Genomic DNA, 15522 nt, shown 5'->3' with positions numbered 1-15522 from the left:
GGTAGTGCGGGCGCATGCGACTGACCTACACCGCGGACCTGTGGTGGAAGAACGCCGTCGTCTACTGCCTGGACGTCGAGACGTACAAGGACGGCAACGGCGACGGCATCGGCGACTTCCGGGGGCTGACCCAGCAGGTCGACCACCTGGACAGGCTCGGGGTGACGTGCATCTGGCTGATGCCGTTCTTCCCCACCCCCGACCGCGACGACGGTTACGACATCACCGACTTCTACTCCGTCGATCCCCGGCTGGGCACGCTGGGCGACTTCGTGGAGTTCATGCGGACGGCCCGGGACAGGGGTATCCGGGTCATCGCGGACCTGGTGGTCAACCACACCTCCGACGAGCACCCCTGGTTCAAGGAGGCCCGCTCCAGCCGGGACTCGCCCATGCGCGACTGGTACGTCTGGAAGGACGAGCCGGAGCCCGACGATCCCAAGGCGATCGTCTTCCCCGACAAGGAGGACAGCGTCTGGGAGTTCGACGAGCGGACCGGGCAGTACTACCTGCACAGCTTCTACCGGTTCCAGCCCGACCTGAACACGGGCAACCCCGAGGTCCGCGACGAGATCGCGCGCATCCTCGGGTTCTGGATGGAGCTGGGGCTGTCCGGCTTCCGGGTGGACGCGGTGCCGTTCCTGCTGGAGGGCGTGGGCGGGAACCCGCACGAGTTCCTCGCCGACCTGCGGGCCTTCCTCAACCGGCGCGACGGCAGCGCGATCCTGCTGGGCGAGGTCAACCTGCCCTATCCCGACCTGATGAAGTACTTCGGCAACGGCAACGGCGACCAGGTCACCATGTGCTTCGACTTCATCGGCATGCAGCGCCTCCACCTGTCGATGGCGCGGCAGAACCCCAAGGCGCTCGCCGACGCGCTGCGCGAGCGTCCCAAGCCGCCGAAGGACTCCCAGTGGGCGACCTTCATCCGCAACCACGACGAGCTGACCCTGGACAAGCTGACCGACTCCGAGCGGCAGGAGGTCTTCGACGCCTTCGGCCCCGACAAGGACATGCAGTTGTTCGGGCGCGGCCTGCGCCGCCGCCTGCCGCCGATGCTCGGCGGCGACCTGAGCCGGCTCAAGCTGGCCTACAGCGTGATGTTCTCGCTGCCGGGCACCCCGGTGCTGTTCTACGGCGAGGAGATCGGCATGGGCGAGAACCTCGCGGGCGAGGGCCGGATGGCGGTCCGGGTGCCGATGCAGTGGTCTCCGGACGGCGGCTTCTCGGACGACCCGAAGGTCTCCGTCCCCAGTCCGGACGACGAGTACGGCCCGCGCCACGTGAACGTGGACCAGCAGCGCCGCGACCCGGACTCGCTGCTGCGGTGGGTGACGATGCTGATCGAGCGCTACCGGGAGTCGCCGGAGCTGGCCTGGGGCGAGTACGAGGTCCTGGACGCGGGCGACGAGGCCGTGCTGGCCCACCGGGCCGACGCCGAGGGCGGCACCGTGCTCGCCGTGCACAACTTCGCCGACCGCGAGGCGGAGGTGGAGCTCCTCCTGTGCGGCGTCGACGACTCGCAGGTCCTGGTGGACCTGCTCGTGGACGGCACGGTGGACGTCCCGGCCGACGGGCGCGTGCGCTTCACCATGGGCCCCTACGGCTGCCGCTGGTTCCGGGTCGCCGAGCCTGACCAGCTCCCGGAGGACGCCTCGGCCAAGGGGTCCTGACACTTCCTCCGCGCCCGGCGCGGGGGCGGATCCTCTGCACCCCTTGCGGAGGCTAACGCTGTTAGCTACTGTTGTGGCTAACAGCGTTAGCCATTGGAGGACGTCATGCTCGCCTGGTTCCTGACCCCCGTCGCCGTTCTGCTCGTCGTCCCCGTCGCGGTCTACGCCTGGACCCGCGTCAACCCGCGCAAGGTCCGCACCGAGATCGAGATCGACGCCTCCCCGGAGAAGGTGTGGCAGGTGCTGACCGACTTCGCCGCCTATCCGCAGTGGAACCCGTTCATCGTCAGCGCCCAGGGCGAGCCGAGCGTCGGCGCGACGCTCACCAACCGGCTGGCCGGCAACGGGGGCGAGATGACCTTCACCCCGACGGTCCTGGCCGCGACCCCGGGCCGGGAGCTGCGCTGGCTCGGCCGGTTCGTGATGCCCGGCGTCGTGGACGGCGAGCACTACTTCCTCATCGAGGACCTCGGCGGCGGCCGGAGCCGGCTGATCCAGGGCGAGACGTTCACCGGCGCGCTGGTCCCGTTCGCCGGGAAGGCGCTGGACGTCGCGGACGGCTTCGCCGCGATGAACGCGGCTCTGAAGGCCCGGGCCGAGCAGGCTGAGAAGATGGTCTGATGAGCGACCGGCCGGAACTCACCCCCCGCACACTCCGCGCGGCGAAGATCATCGAGGCCGCGCGGGCGCTGCTGGAGGAGGAAGGCCGCGACGGTCTCACCATGCGGGCGCTGGCCGAGCGGCTCGGCATCCGGGCGCCCTCGCTCTACAAGCACTTCCCCGACAAGGCGGCGGTCGAGGCCGCCCTGATCGAGCAAGGGCTGGCCGAGGTGGGAGCCCTGCTCCACGCCGCGCTCGACGAGGCGGCTGCGGGCGCCACGACGGAGAACGCGGACGCCGGAGGGAGCGCGGACGCCGCCGGGGCGGACGCGGGGGCCGCGGCGGGGAGCGGGGGCGCGATCGGCGCCGTGCTCCGGGCCTACCGGGCCTCGGCGCTGGCCAACCCCAACCTCTACCGCCTGACGACCTCGGGATCGTTGCCCCGCGAGCGCCTCGCCCCCGGGCTGGAGGAGTGGTCGGGCACCCCGTTCTTCCTCGCCGCCGGCGAGCCGTACCTCGCCCAGGCCCTGTGGTCCTTCGCCCACGGCATGGTGATCCTGGAGCTCGACGGCCGCTATCCCGAGGGCTCCGACCTCGACCGGACGTGGGCCGAGGGCATGAGCGCCTTCTCGGCCCGGCTGCCGGGCTCCGTCACGACTCCTCCTTCTCGGCCTCCAGCTCGGTGAAGAGGGTGAGCTGGAGCCCGGCGGGGCCCTCCAGGCGGGAGTTCAACGAGTTCCACGGAGTCCGTACGGGCTCGGCGACCACCTCGGCCCCGGCCTCCTCCAGCTTCCGGGTGACGGCGGGGGAGTCGTCCACCTCGAAGGCGACCCGGATGCGCCCGGCCACCCGCCGCCCCACCTCCACCCGGTCGATGAACTCGGCCTGGGCGGGATCGGCGATCTCCAGCGTGGCCCGGCCCGCCTCCAGGATCGTCACCCGGCCGTCGGGCGAGGAGTAGGCGGCCCGCTCGGGCAGCCCCAGCGTGTCGCGGTAGAAGCGGAGGGCTTCCTCGTAGTCGGCGGCGGTGACGACCAGGCGCAGCTCTCGGACGGTCATGAGGGCTCCTCACGCGGTGGGCGGTGTTACACCGGTCACAGCGTGAGGAGGGAGGCCGTGATTCCGCCGGAGGGCGGATTCCGGGCTTTTCCTCAAGCCCCTATGCTACGGGTCGATGTCTTTGTTGTCGTAGCACGCTCTAGAGGAAGAAGTTCACCATGTACAAGGAGTTCGCGATCGAGGCCGTGGTGTGGCTGATCCCCGTCGCCGTGCTTCTCGGCCTGGCATTCATGATCACTGCGGCCTGATCCGGCCCAGGCTCCACCAGAGCCACACCTGCGTTCCCGCCAGCAGGGGAACGAGCACCATCGCCGTGGGAGTGAGCAGGGCGAGCGTCGCCGGGTCGGCCAGGTTCTCCGCCAGCGGCAGGCGAGAGCCGGCCAGCAGGCAGACCAGCACCATCCCACCCGCCGTCAGGGCGTAGACCGTGCGCTCGCCCGAGGCGCCGAAAGGCCGCCGCGCCCGCTCCCTCGGCTGGTCGCGCAGCCGGAGCGCGGCGAGCGCCAGCCCGTGCGCGCAGAACAGCGCGACCACGGCCGCGACCACCGGGACGGCGACCGGCGGGGCCGCGCCCACGGTCGCGGCGAGCAGGACGCCCCAGCTCAGCGCCACCGTCCAGCTCCCGGCGACCACGGCCGTGTCGCAGGCGGCCCGCCATCCGGCCCGGTCCACCCGCCCCCGCAGCCAGATCCCGGCGTCCCGGGTCACCCATCCGAGCAGCAGCGTGGTGAAGACCGCGTAGTGCCCGCTGAGCAGTTCGCCCTCCAGGACGGGGAAGGCCCCGGCGAGGATCCCGACCGCGGTGACCAGCCAGACCTCGTTCGCCAGGAAGAACGGGGTGATCGCGGCGAGCACCCGGCGGCGCTCGGCCGGTGAGCGCCCGAGATGGGGCAGGAGCATGCCGATCCCGAGATCGGCGCCCGCGAGGACGAAGTAGCCGACGGCGAAGAACGCCAGAAGCGCGATTTCCATGGGTGACGGTCCTTGGGTTCGTGGGGTCGTGCGGGGCCGGTCGCCGTTCTTGAGCCGGTCGCCGTGCCTGAGCCGGCCCTCGTGCCCGGGCCGGTCGGAGGCGTCGCGTCAGAAGGCGGCTGCCGGCGCGCGCTCGGCCGGCGTGTCCGAGGGCTCGTCCAGGAGGCTCGGGGCGTCGACGGGACCGCGGCGGGCGTTGCGGGCGAGCATCCAGACGTTGGCCGCGACCAGCAGGGCGAACAGGGCCGCGAAGGCCGTCAGCGAGAACCGCAGCGTGCCGGGCGACAGGTCGCTCAGCGCCTCCTCCGTGGTCAGCAGGCCGTACACCACCCAGGGCTGGCGGCCGACCTCCCGGAAGACCCAGCCGCCGAGCACGGCGGCGAACGGCAGCGGGACCGCGGCGATCAGGACGAGGTGCCAGGAGCGCATTCCCAGCACCGCGCGGCGGGACAGCGCCAGCAGCGCGCTCGGCACCGCGATGAGCAGCATCACCACGAAGGCGACGAACATGAGGATCGCTCCGGCCTGCACCAGGCCCATGGGCGGGAGGTGGTCCGCGAGCCCGGTCGCGGAGCCGTGCGCGGTGACCGCCTCCGCCTGGAGCCGGGCGAACTCCGCCGCGTCGCCCTCGAAGAGGGCCTCCTTCGTCGGCTGCACGAACACGAAGCTGGCACCGCCGAACGCGGCGGCGGCCAGCAGCGCGGGCAGGCCGGTGAACACGCCGATCCGCAGCGAGCGGCGGAAGAACTCCCGCTCGGCGGTCCGCCTGCGCAGGTGGTAGGCGCTCACCCCGGTCACGAAGAACGCCCCGGCGACCAGGGAGGCGGACAGGACGTGCCCGAAGGCGGTGAGCGCCGTCGGGTTGCCCAGCACCGCCGCCGCGTCGGTGAGCCGGAGCACGCCGCCGGAGACCTCGGCCCCGACCGGGTTCTGCATGAAACCGTTGGCCACGAGCACCCAGTAGGCCGAGGCGTAGGCGGTGAGCGTCACCACCCAGAACACCCCCAGGTGCGCCCAGCGGTTCAGCCGGTCCCAGCCGAAGATCCACAGGCCGAGGAAGGTCGACTCGACGAAGAACGCGACGAGCGTCTCCATCGCCAGGGACCCGCCGAGCACGTTCCCCGCGAAGTGCGTCAGCCCGCTCCACGCCATGCCCAGCTGGAACTCCATGACCAGCCCGGTGACGATGCCCATCGCGTAGTTGATCACATAGAGCCGTCCCCAGAACCGGATCATCCGTCCGTGGACGGCGGAACGGGTCAGCGTGGCCCGCGTCTGCATGATCGCGATCAGCGTGGCCAGGCCGAGCGTGAGGGCCACGAACAGGAAGTGTCCCCCCGCGGTGAGGGCGAACTGCAGGCGGGCGAGGTCGGGCGTGTCCATGCGGAGAGCCTCCGGGTACGGCTGCCGCCGCCGCATCCGTCCCGGGAGGGCATCACCCGTACTCCGGAAGTTGTCTCCCGGCCGGTCCCCCTACATCCCGGACCGGCGGGAGGGGCGTCCCCGATCATCCGCCGGGAGGTCCCGGGCCACGGCCCGGGCCCGGGGTGACCCCGGCTACGCGCCCTCCGCCGACCGGCCCGGCGGAGCCCCGGCTACGCGCTCTCGGCCGACCGGCCCGGTGGGACCCCGGCTACGCGCCCTCGGCCAGCCAGCCCGGGGTGACCATGCCCGCCTCGTAGGCCAGGACGACCAGCTGCGCCCGGTCGCGGGCGTGCAGCTTGCTCATGATCCGGCTCACGTGCGTCTTGACTGTCGCCGGGCTCAGCACGAGCCGGGCCGCGATCTCGTCGTTGGACAGGGCGGCCGCGACCAGCGTCAGCACCTCGCGCTCGCGCTCGGTCAGCCCGTTGAACTCCGGGCCCGGGGCGGGAGGCTTCACCCGTCCGGCGAACTCCGCGATCAACCGGCGGGTGATCGCGGGCGCGATCAGCGCGTCGCCCCGGGCGACCACCCGGACGGCGTGGATGAGCTCGACGGGTTCGGTGTCCTTGACCAGGAACCCGCTCGCCCCGGCGCGCAGCGCGCCGTACACGTAGTCGTCGAGTGCGAAGGTGGTCAGGATGATCACCTTCGTGCCGGAGAGCCGCTCGTCCGCGGCGATCCTCCGGGTGGCCTCCAGGCCGTCCAGCTCCGGCATCCGGATGTCCATCAGCACCACGTCGGGGCGGAGCTCGCGGGCCCGCTGGACGGCCTGCTGCCCGTCGGCCGCCTCGCCGGCCACCTCGATGCCGTCCTCGCCCTCCAGAATCGACCGGAAGCCGGCCCGCACCAGGGTCTGGTCGTCGGCGAGCAGCACGCGAATCATGAAATGTCCTTCCTCAGGGGGATGCGGGCGAGGACCCGGAAGCCGCCGCCGGGACGCGGCCCCGCCTCCAGGGTCCCGCCCAGGGCGACGGCGCGCTCGCGCATGCCGGTGATGCCGAAGCCCCGCCCCGCGGTCTCCGCGGCGGCCCCCGCCTCGCCGTCGTCCGGACCGCCGCCCGGATCGTCGCCGTCGTCCGGTCCGCCGTCCGTGCCGTCGTCGTCGACGCGGACGGTCAGCTCGGCGGCGCCGTACCGGACGGAGATCTCGGCGGCGGACGTGCCCGAGTGGCGGACGACGTTCGTCAGGGACTCCTGGATGATGCGCGCGGCGGCGTGGTCGATCTCGGCGGGCAGGTCCAGGGGCTCGCCGAGGACCTCCGTCCGTACGGCGAGCCCGCTCCCGCCGGTCAGTTCCCGGAGCCTGGACAGGCTCGGCGCGGGAGCGGTGGGCGCGTCCTCGTCCACCTGGCGCAGCACGCCGAGGGTGGTCCGCAGCTCGCGCAGGGTCTGCCTGCTGACCTCCTTGATGGCGGCCAGCGCCGGCTCGGCCTGCCCGGGGCGGTCCTTGATCCGGTGGAGCGCGGCCCCGGCCTGCACGTTGATCATCGAGATGTTGTGGCCGAGCACGTCGTGGAGCTCCCGCGCGATCCTCAGCCGCTCCTCGGCGGCCCGCCGCCGGGCCTCCTCCTCACGGCCGTGCTCGGCCTCCGCCACCCGGCGCTCGGCCTCCCGCAGGTAGGCGCGGCGGTTGCGGGTCACCCCGCCCATCGCGACGGTCGCGACCGTCCAGCCGCCCAGGAGGAGGAGCTGGCTGACGTCCAGGTGCTGGACCGGGCTGTTCAGTTCGCCGAGCAGCACTCCCAGCAGGCTCAGGACGGTGACGGTCACGGCCGCGCCGAGGTGGTCGAGGTCGGCGGCGGTGAACAGGGCGAGGAGCAGCGCGAGGTAGAGCGTGCCGTCCAGGCGGGCCACCGGATAGTAGACGGCTCCCGCCACCGTCACGACGACCAGCACCTCGACCGGGAACCGGTGGCGGACCAGCAGGGCGGCGCACACCAGCAGGGGGAGCACGTAGTCCCAGACGTTGGGCGTCACCCCGGATCTGAAGGCGGCGGTGACGACGGTGCCGCCGAGGACCCCCAGGATCACCAGCCCGGTGGCCAGGGAGCTCAGGGGAAGGCGGACGGATCCCACGCGGACAGATCCCACGTCGCGTACTTTAATCACCCGGCCGGGAACGTGGGCGGGTCAGTGCTCGGCGAGGACGATCACGGAGTCGTCCGGGCCGAGCCGGACCAGACGTGACTTGTCGGGGTTGAGCACCACCCCGAAGTGGGGCGCCTCGTTGACCCGGTCGGCCAGGCGGTAGCCGATCGCGGTCTCGCCGCGGCGGCGGGCCGCCTCGATCACCGTGGTGAAGCTGACCGGCGCCCCGGCGCGGACGTAGAGGTTCGCCGGGCGGGGGTAGATCTCCGAGCCGCGCGAGTCGAAGAGGTAGCCGAACACCTCCGCCAGGTGCTGGTTCTCGGTGAGCTGGGCGAGCAGGAGACCGATGACCGTGTCGCTGATCACGATGTCGTCGGCCCGGGTGACCTCGGCCAGGGCGCGGTTGTTCTCGTCGTGCATCTCGCTGACGATCGAGTAGCGCTCGCCGAGCGTGGTCTGCGTGTCGCGGAGCTGGAGCAGGGTCATCAGCGTCCGGGTGTCGGCGTGCGCCGCGTCGTAGCGGTCGTCGGACAGCACGATCACGTGCTGGTAGACGCCCAGGCCGAGGGACTCCAGCGCGTAGCGGTCGGTGGTCTCGCAGTCCTTGACGTTCACCGTGAGGTTGACCAGGCCCTCGACGCCGGTCGCGGCGTCGGGGTGGTCGGAGGCCACGTCCAGGACGGAGCCGGGGGCGGCGTAGCCGTCGAGGCAGCGGATGATCTGCCTGCCCCGGCCGTTCCAGTTGAGCACCAGGGTCCGCTCCGGGCCCGGCTCGTCGTGCTCGATCAGGACGATCGCGTCCTCGTGGGCCTTCGGCGTGCCGTCGGCCAGGTGGATCATCGAGTCGTCCGGGGCGATCACGATGATCTCGTCGTCGGCGGCGATCACGGTGTCCATGGGCGGGTTGAGCATGACCCGGCCCTTGCGGCGCAGGCCGATGACCGTGGCGGTCTGGTAGGCGGACAGGGCCCGGCCGTACTCCGTCCCCGCCAGGCTCGGATCGGAGCGCAGATAGATCTCGTCGCCGGAGAAGTCGAGCAGGTCCATGCAGACCACCGAGGTGCCCGACTGGCGGGAGGACTGCACGATGAGCCGCGAGGCGGTGTCGTCGGAGTCGACCAGGTGCACGTCCGGGCCTCCGGCGAGCCGGGCGGCGGCCATGTTGCCGGTGCTCGCGATCGCGGCCACCACCGGGGGGTGGTCGCCCGCGCGCTTGTCCAGGGCGAGCAGGGTCTTGATGACGTGGGCGTCGGGGTCCTCTCCCTGCGGGGAGAGCACGACGACCGAGCGGGCCGCGTCCAGGTTCATCAGGTCCAGGTCGGCGGGCTCGACGGGACGGCCGGTCCGGCAGACCACCCTGGTCCGCCCGGTGTCGCCCACGTGCGTGCGGAGCGCGTCCTCCATCGCGACCTTGTCCAGGTCGGCGAGGATCGCGATGGTCGAGCCGCGCCGGCTCGCGTGCGCCTCGACCAGCTCCTTGACGATCGTGAAGACCTGGTCGGACCAGCCGAGGATCACGATGTGCCCGCGCTCGATGATCCGGGAGCGGCCCTTGCGGAGCCGCTCGAAGCGCTCCTTGAACCCGTTGGCGAGCACGCCGACCAGGGCGCTGACGATGATGAGCCCGCCCAGCGACGCGGCGAACATCAGCGCGATGAACGGCGCGCTCCCGGTGTCGCTGGCGACCTTGCCCGGGCTGAGCGTGCGCATCAGCGTCGCCCACAGCACCCCGGCCACACCGTGGTGCTTGTCGGCCTCGACCGGGGTCAGCCACAGCACCAGCGCCGAGACCACGACGATCAGTGCCACGGAGATCGCCGCGAGCCACCCGATCAGCGCCCCGGTGCCCCGTGACATGGTGTTGTCGAACCAGTATCGCGATCGCTCCCGGAATGTCGCTTTCGACACCGTTCCACCTCCCCGTCGGCGAACCCCGATCAACGACCGAACAAAAAGTACATGTCGCTCAGGTGTTCGCACATCCGGAATGGAGTGATTGAACCGATCTGCACTGGTAAATCGCCTGAAAAGAGATTTGTAATGGCGGCCGGGGTCTCGCGGCGTCCGTGACGGTCACTCCCGCGCCGGCGGCCGTACCAGCAGGGACCGCAGGGCGAGGGCGGCGGCGAGGCAGGCGACCGGGACCGCGGGCAGCACGTAGCGGTGGTCGAAGTCGAGGACGGCGACCGGCCCGACGAGCAGGGCCGCCGCCGTCGCCCAGGGCAGCAGGACCGCGCGGCGCGTCCCCGGGCGGGCTCCCCGGCGCCGCAGCAGCGCCCCCGCCGCGCCGACGAGCAGGATCGCCCCCAACAGCGGCCCGCGCAGGTACGCCGGGTACTGGTAGGCGACCAGGACGTCGGCGTACGGGCGGACCGAGTACAGGCCGCGGATGTCCGGGTCGTACTCCCGCGTCACCTTGTCGATCAGGGGCTGCTCCGGCAGCGGCCAGTCCCCGTGCCCGAAGCCGACGGCCGGGACGACCCGCTTGGGGTGGGCGACCGGCGTCCAGGAGAAGGCGATGGAGGTGTCCTCGACGACCTCGCGGAGATAGTCGGACGGCTGGGCCGCGATGGCCCGCAGAGCGAAGGAGCGGGCCGCGTCGTTGTGCGCGAACCGGCCGCCGGGGAGCAGGTTGAGCGAGGCTCCCGGCGCCCAGACGTACTCCGAGGCGGCGTCCATGACGGTGCCGTTGGGGCAGAGCCGCGCCAGCTCGGGCGGAGGCTTGACGACCGCGCAGTCGGCGAAGGTCATCGTGCGGGCCCAGAGCGCGACCCCGTCGGCGCCGCTGAGCGCGAACCTGCCGTGGTGCGCGCCGTACCAGGCGGCGTAGGCGGCCAGCGGGAGCGTCCCGGCCAGGGCCATGGCGAGCAGCGGCCTCCACCCCCGCCACCCCCGCCGCCGTCCCGGCCGTTCCCCCGGCCGCCCGTGCCGCCGCCCGGCGCGCTGGACGGCGAGGACGAGCAGGACCAGGAGCAGCAGCGGCAGCGCGATCGTCCGGGTGAGCGCCGCCGCCGCGAACAGCAGGCCAGCCCCCGTGGCGGCCCGTGCCGACAGCGCGGGCGACCACATGAGCGTGGTGAGCCCGGCGACGATCAGGAAGATGAACAGGGTGTCCGACAGGACCGAATGCTCCAGCCGGAGGAACGAGGCGTCGAACAGCGGCGGCACGGTCGCCAGCGCCGCGCCCCAGCCGGGCAGCGACCGGCGGCGGAGCAGGGCGTAGATCATGACCCCGATGGCCAGCCCCATCGCGTGCTGCACGGCCGCGATCAGCTCGACGCTGTGGAACGGCCACAACACCCGGAGCAGGAGCGGGTAGCCGATCGGGTGGAAGGCCGCCGAGGGCTTGAGGCGGACGGCGGTGTCCAGGTAGGTGAAGGAGTCGTACCAGTAGAGCTGGGCGGGCCGGTAGCCGAGCATCGTGACCACCCGCAGCGCGGCGGCGAGCACGAGGAGGACGGCGAAGACGCGGTGGTCCGCGAGGGCGGCGGGAACGATGCGGCGGGGCCGGGGAGGCGCCGCCGGGCGGACGTCTGTGAGCACGGTGAACCGATCGTCGGAGGGGGACCCCACCGGAGCCCGCGGGGAGCATCCGGTGAGGTCGTCTGGTGAAGGGCCGCCGGATCAGGCGGAGCGTCCGGAATCCGGGCATGCGGAACAGAGCGTGTGGCGTGGGAAGGGCGGCCGGATCAGGCGGAGCGTCCGGAATCCGGGCATGCGGAACAGAGCGTGTGGCGTGGGAAGGGCGGCGGGCGGGTTACGACCCCTTGGGGCAGAACGTCTCGACCGGGCGGGGAGCCGGGTTGGGCTCGGGACCCGCCAGGAGAAGCGCCCGGTCCGCCATGCTCATCACGCCGTCATGGACGTACCAGTTCCCGGGGATCGGCTGGTCCGGGGAGGCGAAGGAGGTGAACTCCGCCTCCACGCCGCGTTCCCGCAGCACGGCCGTGATCTCGGCGACGGTCCGGTTGGCGTACTCCACGCAGTGCAACGGCTCGCCGGGCATGCCGATGGCCGGGGGGATCTGGTACCTCTCGCCGGGCCCGGCCTCCCTGCCCAGAGTGATCTCGGCCCGCTTGGTGAAGTCCACCGGGACCTTCAGGCCGATCGGGCAGCCGCCGAACGACCGGCAGCGGCCCGGAGCCTCGATCGTCTCGATCGGGCCGTCGACGGGCACCGGCTTCCCGGCCTTGAGCAGATCGACGTCCTGGAGCAGCAGGATGCTGCCCGTCTGGCTCCGGGACGTCGGCGCGACGTGGAGCGAGATGTTGATGCCGCGGGCCTTGAGCTCGGACTCGTACAGTTCGGGATCGGCGAACAGGTCCTTCACCGTGACGACGTAGTAGTCGCCGTCCCTCTTGACGTCCAGCGCGGCGGAGGCGGGAAGGGGGCCCAGCGAGCCGGGAAGCATCCAGGTCACCAGCATTCCCATGGCCGCCGACGCGACGACGATCGGCAGGGTCGTCCACCGGCGGCGCCGTACGGTCCCGGCGCGGAACGGCGCGGTGAACCGGCGGCGGCGCGGAGCGGGCGCGACAGCGGTGATCTCGTCGAACAGCTCCCGGGCGCCGGGGGTCATGCCGGGGCCGGGATCGGGGGCGATGCCCGCCACGAGACGGTCGACGTCGTGCATCATGCCTCCCTCTTCACCAGTGCGACCGCGCGCGAGCCGTACCGGGCCAGGTCGAGCCCGGCGGAGTCGAGTTCCCCGGCGAGCCGTTTGCGCGCCCGGTGCAGCCGGAGGCGCACGGCCCCGCGCGAACAGCCCATCACGGTCGCGATCTCCTCGTGGTCCAGGCCCTCCCAGCTCACCAGGGAGAGCAGTTCCCGATCATCGGGGCTGAGGCGCATGAACGCCGCGCGGACCCCGCCGGGGTCGTCCTCGACGGTGCTCCGGGCTCCGCCGGAATGCCCGTCCCAGGCGGTGAGCTCCGCGCGGAGCCGTACGGCCAGCTCGGTCCGGCGGGTCTCGGCGCGACGGCCGTTGGCCAGCACGCGCCGGGCCACGCCGTACAGCCACAGGCGGGCGTCGTGTCCCCCGGGGACGTCGTCCAGGCGGCGCCAGGCCGTGGCGAACGTCTCGGCGAGCGCGTCGGCGGCGTCGTCGGGGGAGCCGGTACGCCGCCGCACGTAGGCCAGGAGATCGGGATAGTGCGCGGTGTAGATCTCATCGAAGCGCCGCTTGGGATCAGGGGGACCCACGCTGCTTCCTTCCGCCGGGGACTCGGTCACCTGGTACCTGTCCGGCATCGGCGTTGCGTTTCATCCCTTTCTATGATTTTTCACGGGATGACAGAAGAAGCGGTCTCATGTCCCCGCGGTCTCATGCTCCGACGGGAAGCTCGACCGGCCGCCGGAACCTCCGGACCCTCCGCACGAGCACGATCGTCCCGGCGCACAGCGCGGCCCCGGACGACACCGGCGGCCACCAGAACAGCTCCTCTTCGCGCAGGGCGACGGCCCCGCAGAAGGCGAAGGCGAGGACGTGGCCGACGGTGACCGCCCACGCGACGGCGCTGAAGGTGGTCCCCCGCTCGTAGCGGGGAAGGGAGCGGCCGGACCTGACGCATCGCAGGGACAGCATGACGATCTGGCACAGGACGGCCAGCGAACCGGCCAGCAGGAACGGGTAGAGGAACAGGGTGGCGAACATCCGCGAGCCGTCGGCCCAGCCGGTGGCGACGAGCAGCGACTCGACCCGCAGGATCCGGCCGTCCCAGACGACGACGTCGACCGTCTCCCCCTCCCGGAGCTGCCGCATCTCCTCCGGCAGCGGGTCGAAGGTCTCCGGCTCGCTCCGGCCCTCGACCCGCAGCCGGGCCCCGTGGGAGCCGTTGCCGTCGAACCGCTCGGTGTCCCCGGTCGAGGTCGCGAAGGCGCTCCAGGCGTCTTCGACGACCGCGTGGGCGGCGATCAGCCCGCCGGGATCGATCTCCAGGGCGTAGTGGGTCTCGAACGACCTGTAGGTCCACGTGCCGAACATCGTCCCGAGCGGTACGGCCAGCGCCAGCCCGACCGCCAGGGCGATGAGGCGGGCCCTGAGCGAGGGCTCCCTGCGGACCGGAGGATCCTGGGACTGCCCGGCCTGCGGCATCGACGCTCCCTTCGCCGGGGCGCGTGCCCCGCGGGCACGCTCTGGAAGATCGATGAGAACTCGGCCGCGCCGCCGGCGTCAACACTCCCGCACGCTCCCGCGCACGGGTGCCGCCCGGGTGCGGCCCTGGAGCGTCCCGGCCGCTCCAGGTCAGGATGCGGGCTCCAGCGCGTCCGCCTCCGGCTGCCCGATGAGGGCGAAGCCGGGCCCGACGCCGGTGAACACGGCGACTACGATCCTCCCCCGAGCGTAGTGGCGCCTTTGTCTGATCTGTCCTGGATTCAGGCGGGGCCGTACAGCCACGGCCGGATGCGGCGCCGTCCTGTCCGGTTTAACAACATATGTCGGGTTAATTTGCTCATCGCGTATTGGCTGGCGCGCTTAACGCATCTAAAAATTCTGAATTTTCGCTAGAAATCAGCAAATGCCGCTTATTAGGATCCTCGTCCCATGAGAACGATGAAGATCGTGACCATGGCGGCGCTGGTCCTGGCGGTCGCGGGCTGCCAGTTCGGCCAGGACGAGGAGCTCCCGCAGGAGCGGGTGCAGCTCACCTCCACCGCCTCGGACGCCTCGACGGCCAGGGCGACGGCACCGCCGGACAAGGTCGTGGCCGGCCGGGAGGGCGCCATCGACAATCACCGTTTCCGGGTGGAGATCGTCCAGTTCATTCGCCGCGACCGGTTCGTGAACCTCACCTTCACCGCCACCGTGACCAAGGGCGACGGCGGGCTGGGCTGGCAGGTGAACAACGCCTTCTCGGCCGTCCCGCAGCAGCACCCCACCGTCGACGGGGTGTTCCTGATCGACACCAAGAACGCCAAGAAGCACCTGGTCGCACTGGACAGCGACAACACATGCGTCTGCAGCAGGATCGGGTCGCTGTTCCTCAAGGAGGGCGAGAGCGCGGCGTTCTCCGCCACCTTCGCCGCCCCGCCCGACGACGTGACCTCGATGGACGTTCACATCCCCAACGCCGGGACCCTGGCCGATGTACCGCTCGGCTAGCGCCCTGGCGCTGGCCGCGGCCCTGCTCGCCCCGGCGTCCACCCCCGCGCCGCGGCCGTCGCCCACGCCGATCCCCGTGGAGGCGGGGCCTCCGGTCACCGCGCCCGTCCTCGACCTGGTCACCCCGATGCTCGACATGCAGGGCCGGGTGCTGGACATCAGCGAGCGCATCGCCACCCTGGACGGGTCGCTCACGGACGAGAGCAGGGGCGCCGAGCGGAAGATCATCGTTGCCGCCGACGTGCTGTTCGCCTTCGACAAGGCGACGCTCACCCCCAAGGCCAGAAGCCGCCTGGCGCAGGCCGCGAAGACGCTCGCCGCCGAGGCCGGGGGCGAGCAGGTGCGCATCGACGGCCACACCGACGCGAAGGGCGACGACGCCTACAACCTGGACCTGTCGCGGCGGCGCGCGCAGGCCGTGCGGGAGTCCCTGGAGCGGCTGCTGGGCGGCAAGGGCATCACCTTCGTCGTCGAGGGCCACGGCGCGGCCGACCCGGTCGCCCCCAACACCACCCCCGACGGCGGCGACAACCCCGAGGGCCGCGCCGAGAACCGCCGGGTGGAGATCAGCTTCCCCGGCTGAGCCCGCCGGGGCGCGGGGTG

At 72.0% G+C, this 15522-nt stretch carries 15 protein-coding genes; 5 read left to right on the top strand and 10 right to left on the bottom strand.

Annotation, left to right across the window (positions count from 1 at the left end):
* Positions 1 to 14: 14 nt before the first annotated feature.
* The 3 genes from Plo01_RS23960 (at position 15) to Plo01_RS23950 (ending at position 2959) form a co-directional block, all read left to right on the top strand.
* Entirely contained in the window at positions 15 to 1673 is a 1659-nt protein-coding gene (locus Plo01_RS23960; RefSeq protein ID WP_203892919.1) for an alpha-amylase family protein, read from the top strand.
* A gap of 105 nt (positions 1674 to 1778) precedes the next feature.
* Positions 1779 to 2294 (top strand): SRPBCC domain-containing protein, encoded by a 516-nt coding sequence (locus Plo01_RS23955; protein WP_203892918.1) that lies wholly within the window; start codon positions 1779 to 1781, stop codon positions 2292 to 2294.
* Entirely contained in the window at positions 2294 to 2959 is a 666-nt protein-coding gene (locus tag Plo01_RS23950) for a TetR/AcrR family transcriptional regulator (protein WP_203892917.1), read from the top strand. The genes Plo01_RS23955 and Plo01_RS23950 overlap by 1 nt, the downstream gene beginning before the upstream one ends.
* Here Plo01_RS23950 and Plo01_RS23945 read toward each other — a convergent pair.
* The 10 genes from Plo01_RS23945 to Plo01_RS23900 all read right to left on the bottom strand — a co-directional run bounded on the left by Plo01_RS23945 (position 2925) and on the right by Plo01_RS23900 (position 13911).
* Positions 2925 to 3332: a VOC family protein gene (locus Plo01_RS23945; RefSeq protein WP_203892916.1), complete on the bottom strand. Its 408-nt coding sequence runs from the start codon at positions 3330 to 3332 to the stop codon at positions 2925 to 2927. The two genes, Plo01_RS23950 and Plo01_RS23945, sit on opposite strands and share 35 nt — an antisense overlap.
* 234 nt (positions 3333 to 3566) lie before the next feature.
* A complete protein-coding gene (locus tag Plo01_RS23940; protein ID WP_203892915.1) occupies positions 3567 to 4304 on the bottom strand; it encodes a cytochrome d ubiquinol oxidase subunit II in 738 nt (245 codons plus the stop codon).
* Positions 4305 to 4412: 108 nt separating this feature from the next.
* On the bottom strand, positions 4413 to 5687 hold the full coding sequence (locus tag Plo01_RS23935; RefSeq protein ID WP_203892914.1) for a cytochrome ubiquinol oxidase subunit I: 1275 nt from the start codon (positions 5685 to 5687) through the stop codon (positions 4413 to 4415).
* A 250-nt stretch (positions 5688 to 5937) separates the two neighbouring features.
* The gene (locus tag Plo01_RS23930) at positions 5938 to 6612 is read right to left on the bottom strand and encodes a response regulator (protein ID WP_203892913.1); all 675 of its coding nucleotides are present in this window, start codon (positions 6610 to 6612) and stop codon (positions 5938 to 5940) included.
* Entirely contained in the window at positions 6609 to 7820 is a 1212-nt protein-coding gene (locus Plo01_RS23925) for a sensor histidine kinase (RefSeq protein ID WP_239316924.1), read from the bottom strand. The genes Plo01_RS23930 and Plo01_RS23925 overlap by 4 nt, the downstream gene beginning before the upstream one ends.
* Before the next feature lie 39 nt (positions 7821 to 7859).
* A complete protein-coding gene (locus Plo01_RS23920; protein WP_203892912.1) occupies positions 7860 to 9725 on the bottom strand; it encodes a CASTOR/POLLUX-related putative ion channel in 1866 nt (621 codons plus the stop codon).
* A gap of 165 nt (positions 9726 to 9890) precedes the next feature.
* Positions 9891 to 11360 (bottom strand): hypothetical protein, encoded by a 1470-nt coding sequence (locus Plo01_RS23915; protein WP_203892911.1) that lies wholly within the window; start codon positions 11358 to 11360, stop codon positions 9891 to 9893.
* A gap of 214 nt (positions 11361 to 11574) precedes the next feature.
* The gene (locus tag Plo01_RS23910) at positions 11575 to 12450 is read right to left on the bottom strand and encodes a hypothetical protein (protein ID WP_203892910.1); all 876 of its coding nucleotides are present in this window, start codon (positions 12448 to 12450) and stop codon (positions 11575 to 11577) included.
* Positions 12450 to 13019, bottom strand: coding sequence for an RNA polymerase sigma factor (locus tag Plo01_RS23905; RefSeq protein WP_203892909.1), 570 nt, complete (start codon positions 13017 to 13019; stop codon positions 12450 to 12452). The genes Plo01_RS23910 and Plo01_RS23905 overlap by 1 nt, the downstream gene beginning before the upstream one ends.
* A gap of 121 nt (positions 13020 to 13140) precedes the next feature.
* Entirely contained in the window at positions 13141 to 13911 is a 771-nt protein-coding gene (locus tag Plo01_RS23900; protein ID WP_203892908.1) for a hypothetical protein, read from the bottom strand.
* 450 nt (positions 13912 to 14361) lie between these two features.
* Here Plo01_RS23900 and Plo01_RS23895 point away from each other — a divergent pair, with 450 nt between their 5' ends.
* Together Plo01_RS23895 and Plo01_RS23890 are read left to right on the top strand one after the other, a co-directional pair.
* Positions 14362 to 14919, top strand: coding sequence for a hypothetical protein (locus tag Plo01_RS23895; protein WP_203892907.1), 558 nt, complete (start codon positions 14362 to 14364; stop codon positions 14917 to 14919).
* A complete protein-coding gene (locus Plo01_RS23890; RefSeq protein WP_203892906.1) occupies positions 14903 to 15502 on the top strand; it encodes an OmpA family protein in 600 nt (199 codons plus the stop codon). The genes Plo01_RS23895 and Plo01_RS23890 overlap by 17 nt, the downstream gene beginning before the upstream one ends.
* Positions 15503 to 15522: the final 20 nt, after the last annotated feature.

It is taken from the genome of Planobispora longispora, from assembly GCF_016863135.1.
Classification (GTDB): domain Bacteria; phylum Actinomycetota; class Actinomycetes; order Streptosporangiales; family Streptosporangiaceae; genus Planobispora; species Planobispora longispora.
Note: the sequence above shows the minus strand (reverse complement) of the source record. Positions and strands in the feature narration are given on the sequence as shown.

Coding starts and splice junctions, on each gene's coding strand:
- Plo01_RS23960 (WP_203892919.1), top strand. CDS start 15: ATGCGACTGACCTACACCGCGGACCTGTGGTGGAAGAACGCCGTCGTC.
- Plo01_RS23955 (WP_203892918.1), top strand. CDS start 1,779: ATGCTCGCCTGGTTCCTGACCCCCGTCGCCGTTCTGCTCGTCGTCCCC.
- Plo01_RS23950 (WP_203892917.1), top strand. CDS start 2,294: ATGAGCGACCGGCCGGAACTCACCCCCCGCACACTCCGCGCGGCGAAG.
- Plo01_RS23945 (WP_203892916.1), bottom strand. CDS start 3,332: ATGACCGTCCGAGAGCTGCGCCTGGTCGTCACCGCCGCCGACTACGAG.
- Plo01_RS23940 (WP_203892915.1), bottom strand. CDS start 4,304: ATGGAAATCGCGCTTCTGGCGTTCTTCGCCGTCGGCTACTTCGTCCTC.
- Plo01_RS23935 (WP_203892914.1), bottom strand. CDS start 5,687: ATGGACACGCCCGACCTCGCCCGCCTGCAGTTCGCCCTCACCGCGGGG.
- Plo01_RS23930 (WP_203892913.1), bottom strand. CDS start 6,612: ATGATTCGCGTGCTGCTCGCCGACGACCAGACCCTGGTGCGGGCCGGC.
- Plo01_RS23910 (WP_203892910.1), bottom strand. CDS start 12,450: ATGCACGACGTCGACCGTCTCGTGGCGGGCATCGCCCCCGATCCCGGC.
- Plo01_RS23900 (WP_203892908.1), bottom strand. CDS start 13,911: ATGCCGCAGGCCGGGCAGTCCCAGGATCCTCCGGTCCGCAGGGAGCCC.
- Plo01_RS23895 (WP_203892907.1), top strand. CDS start 14,362: ATGAGAACGATGAAGATCGTGACCATGGCGGCGCTGGTCCTGGCGGTC.
- Plo01_RS23890 (WP_203892906.1), top strand. CDS start 14,903: ATGTACCGCTCGGCTAGCGCCCTGGCGCTGGCCGCGGCCCTGCTCGCC.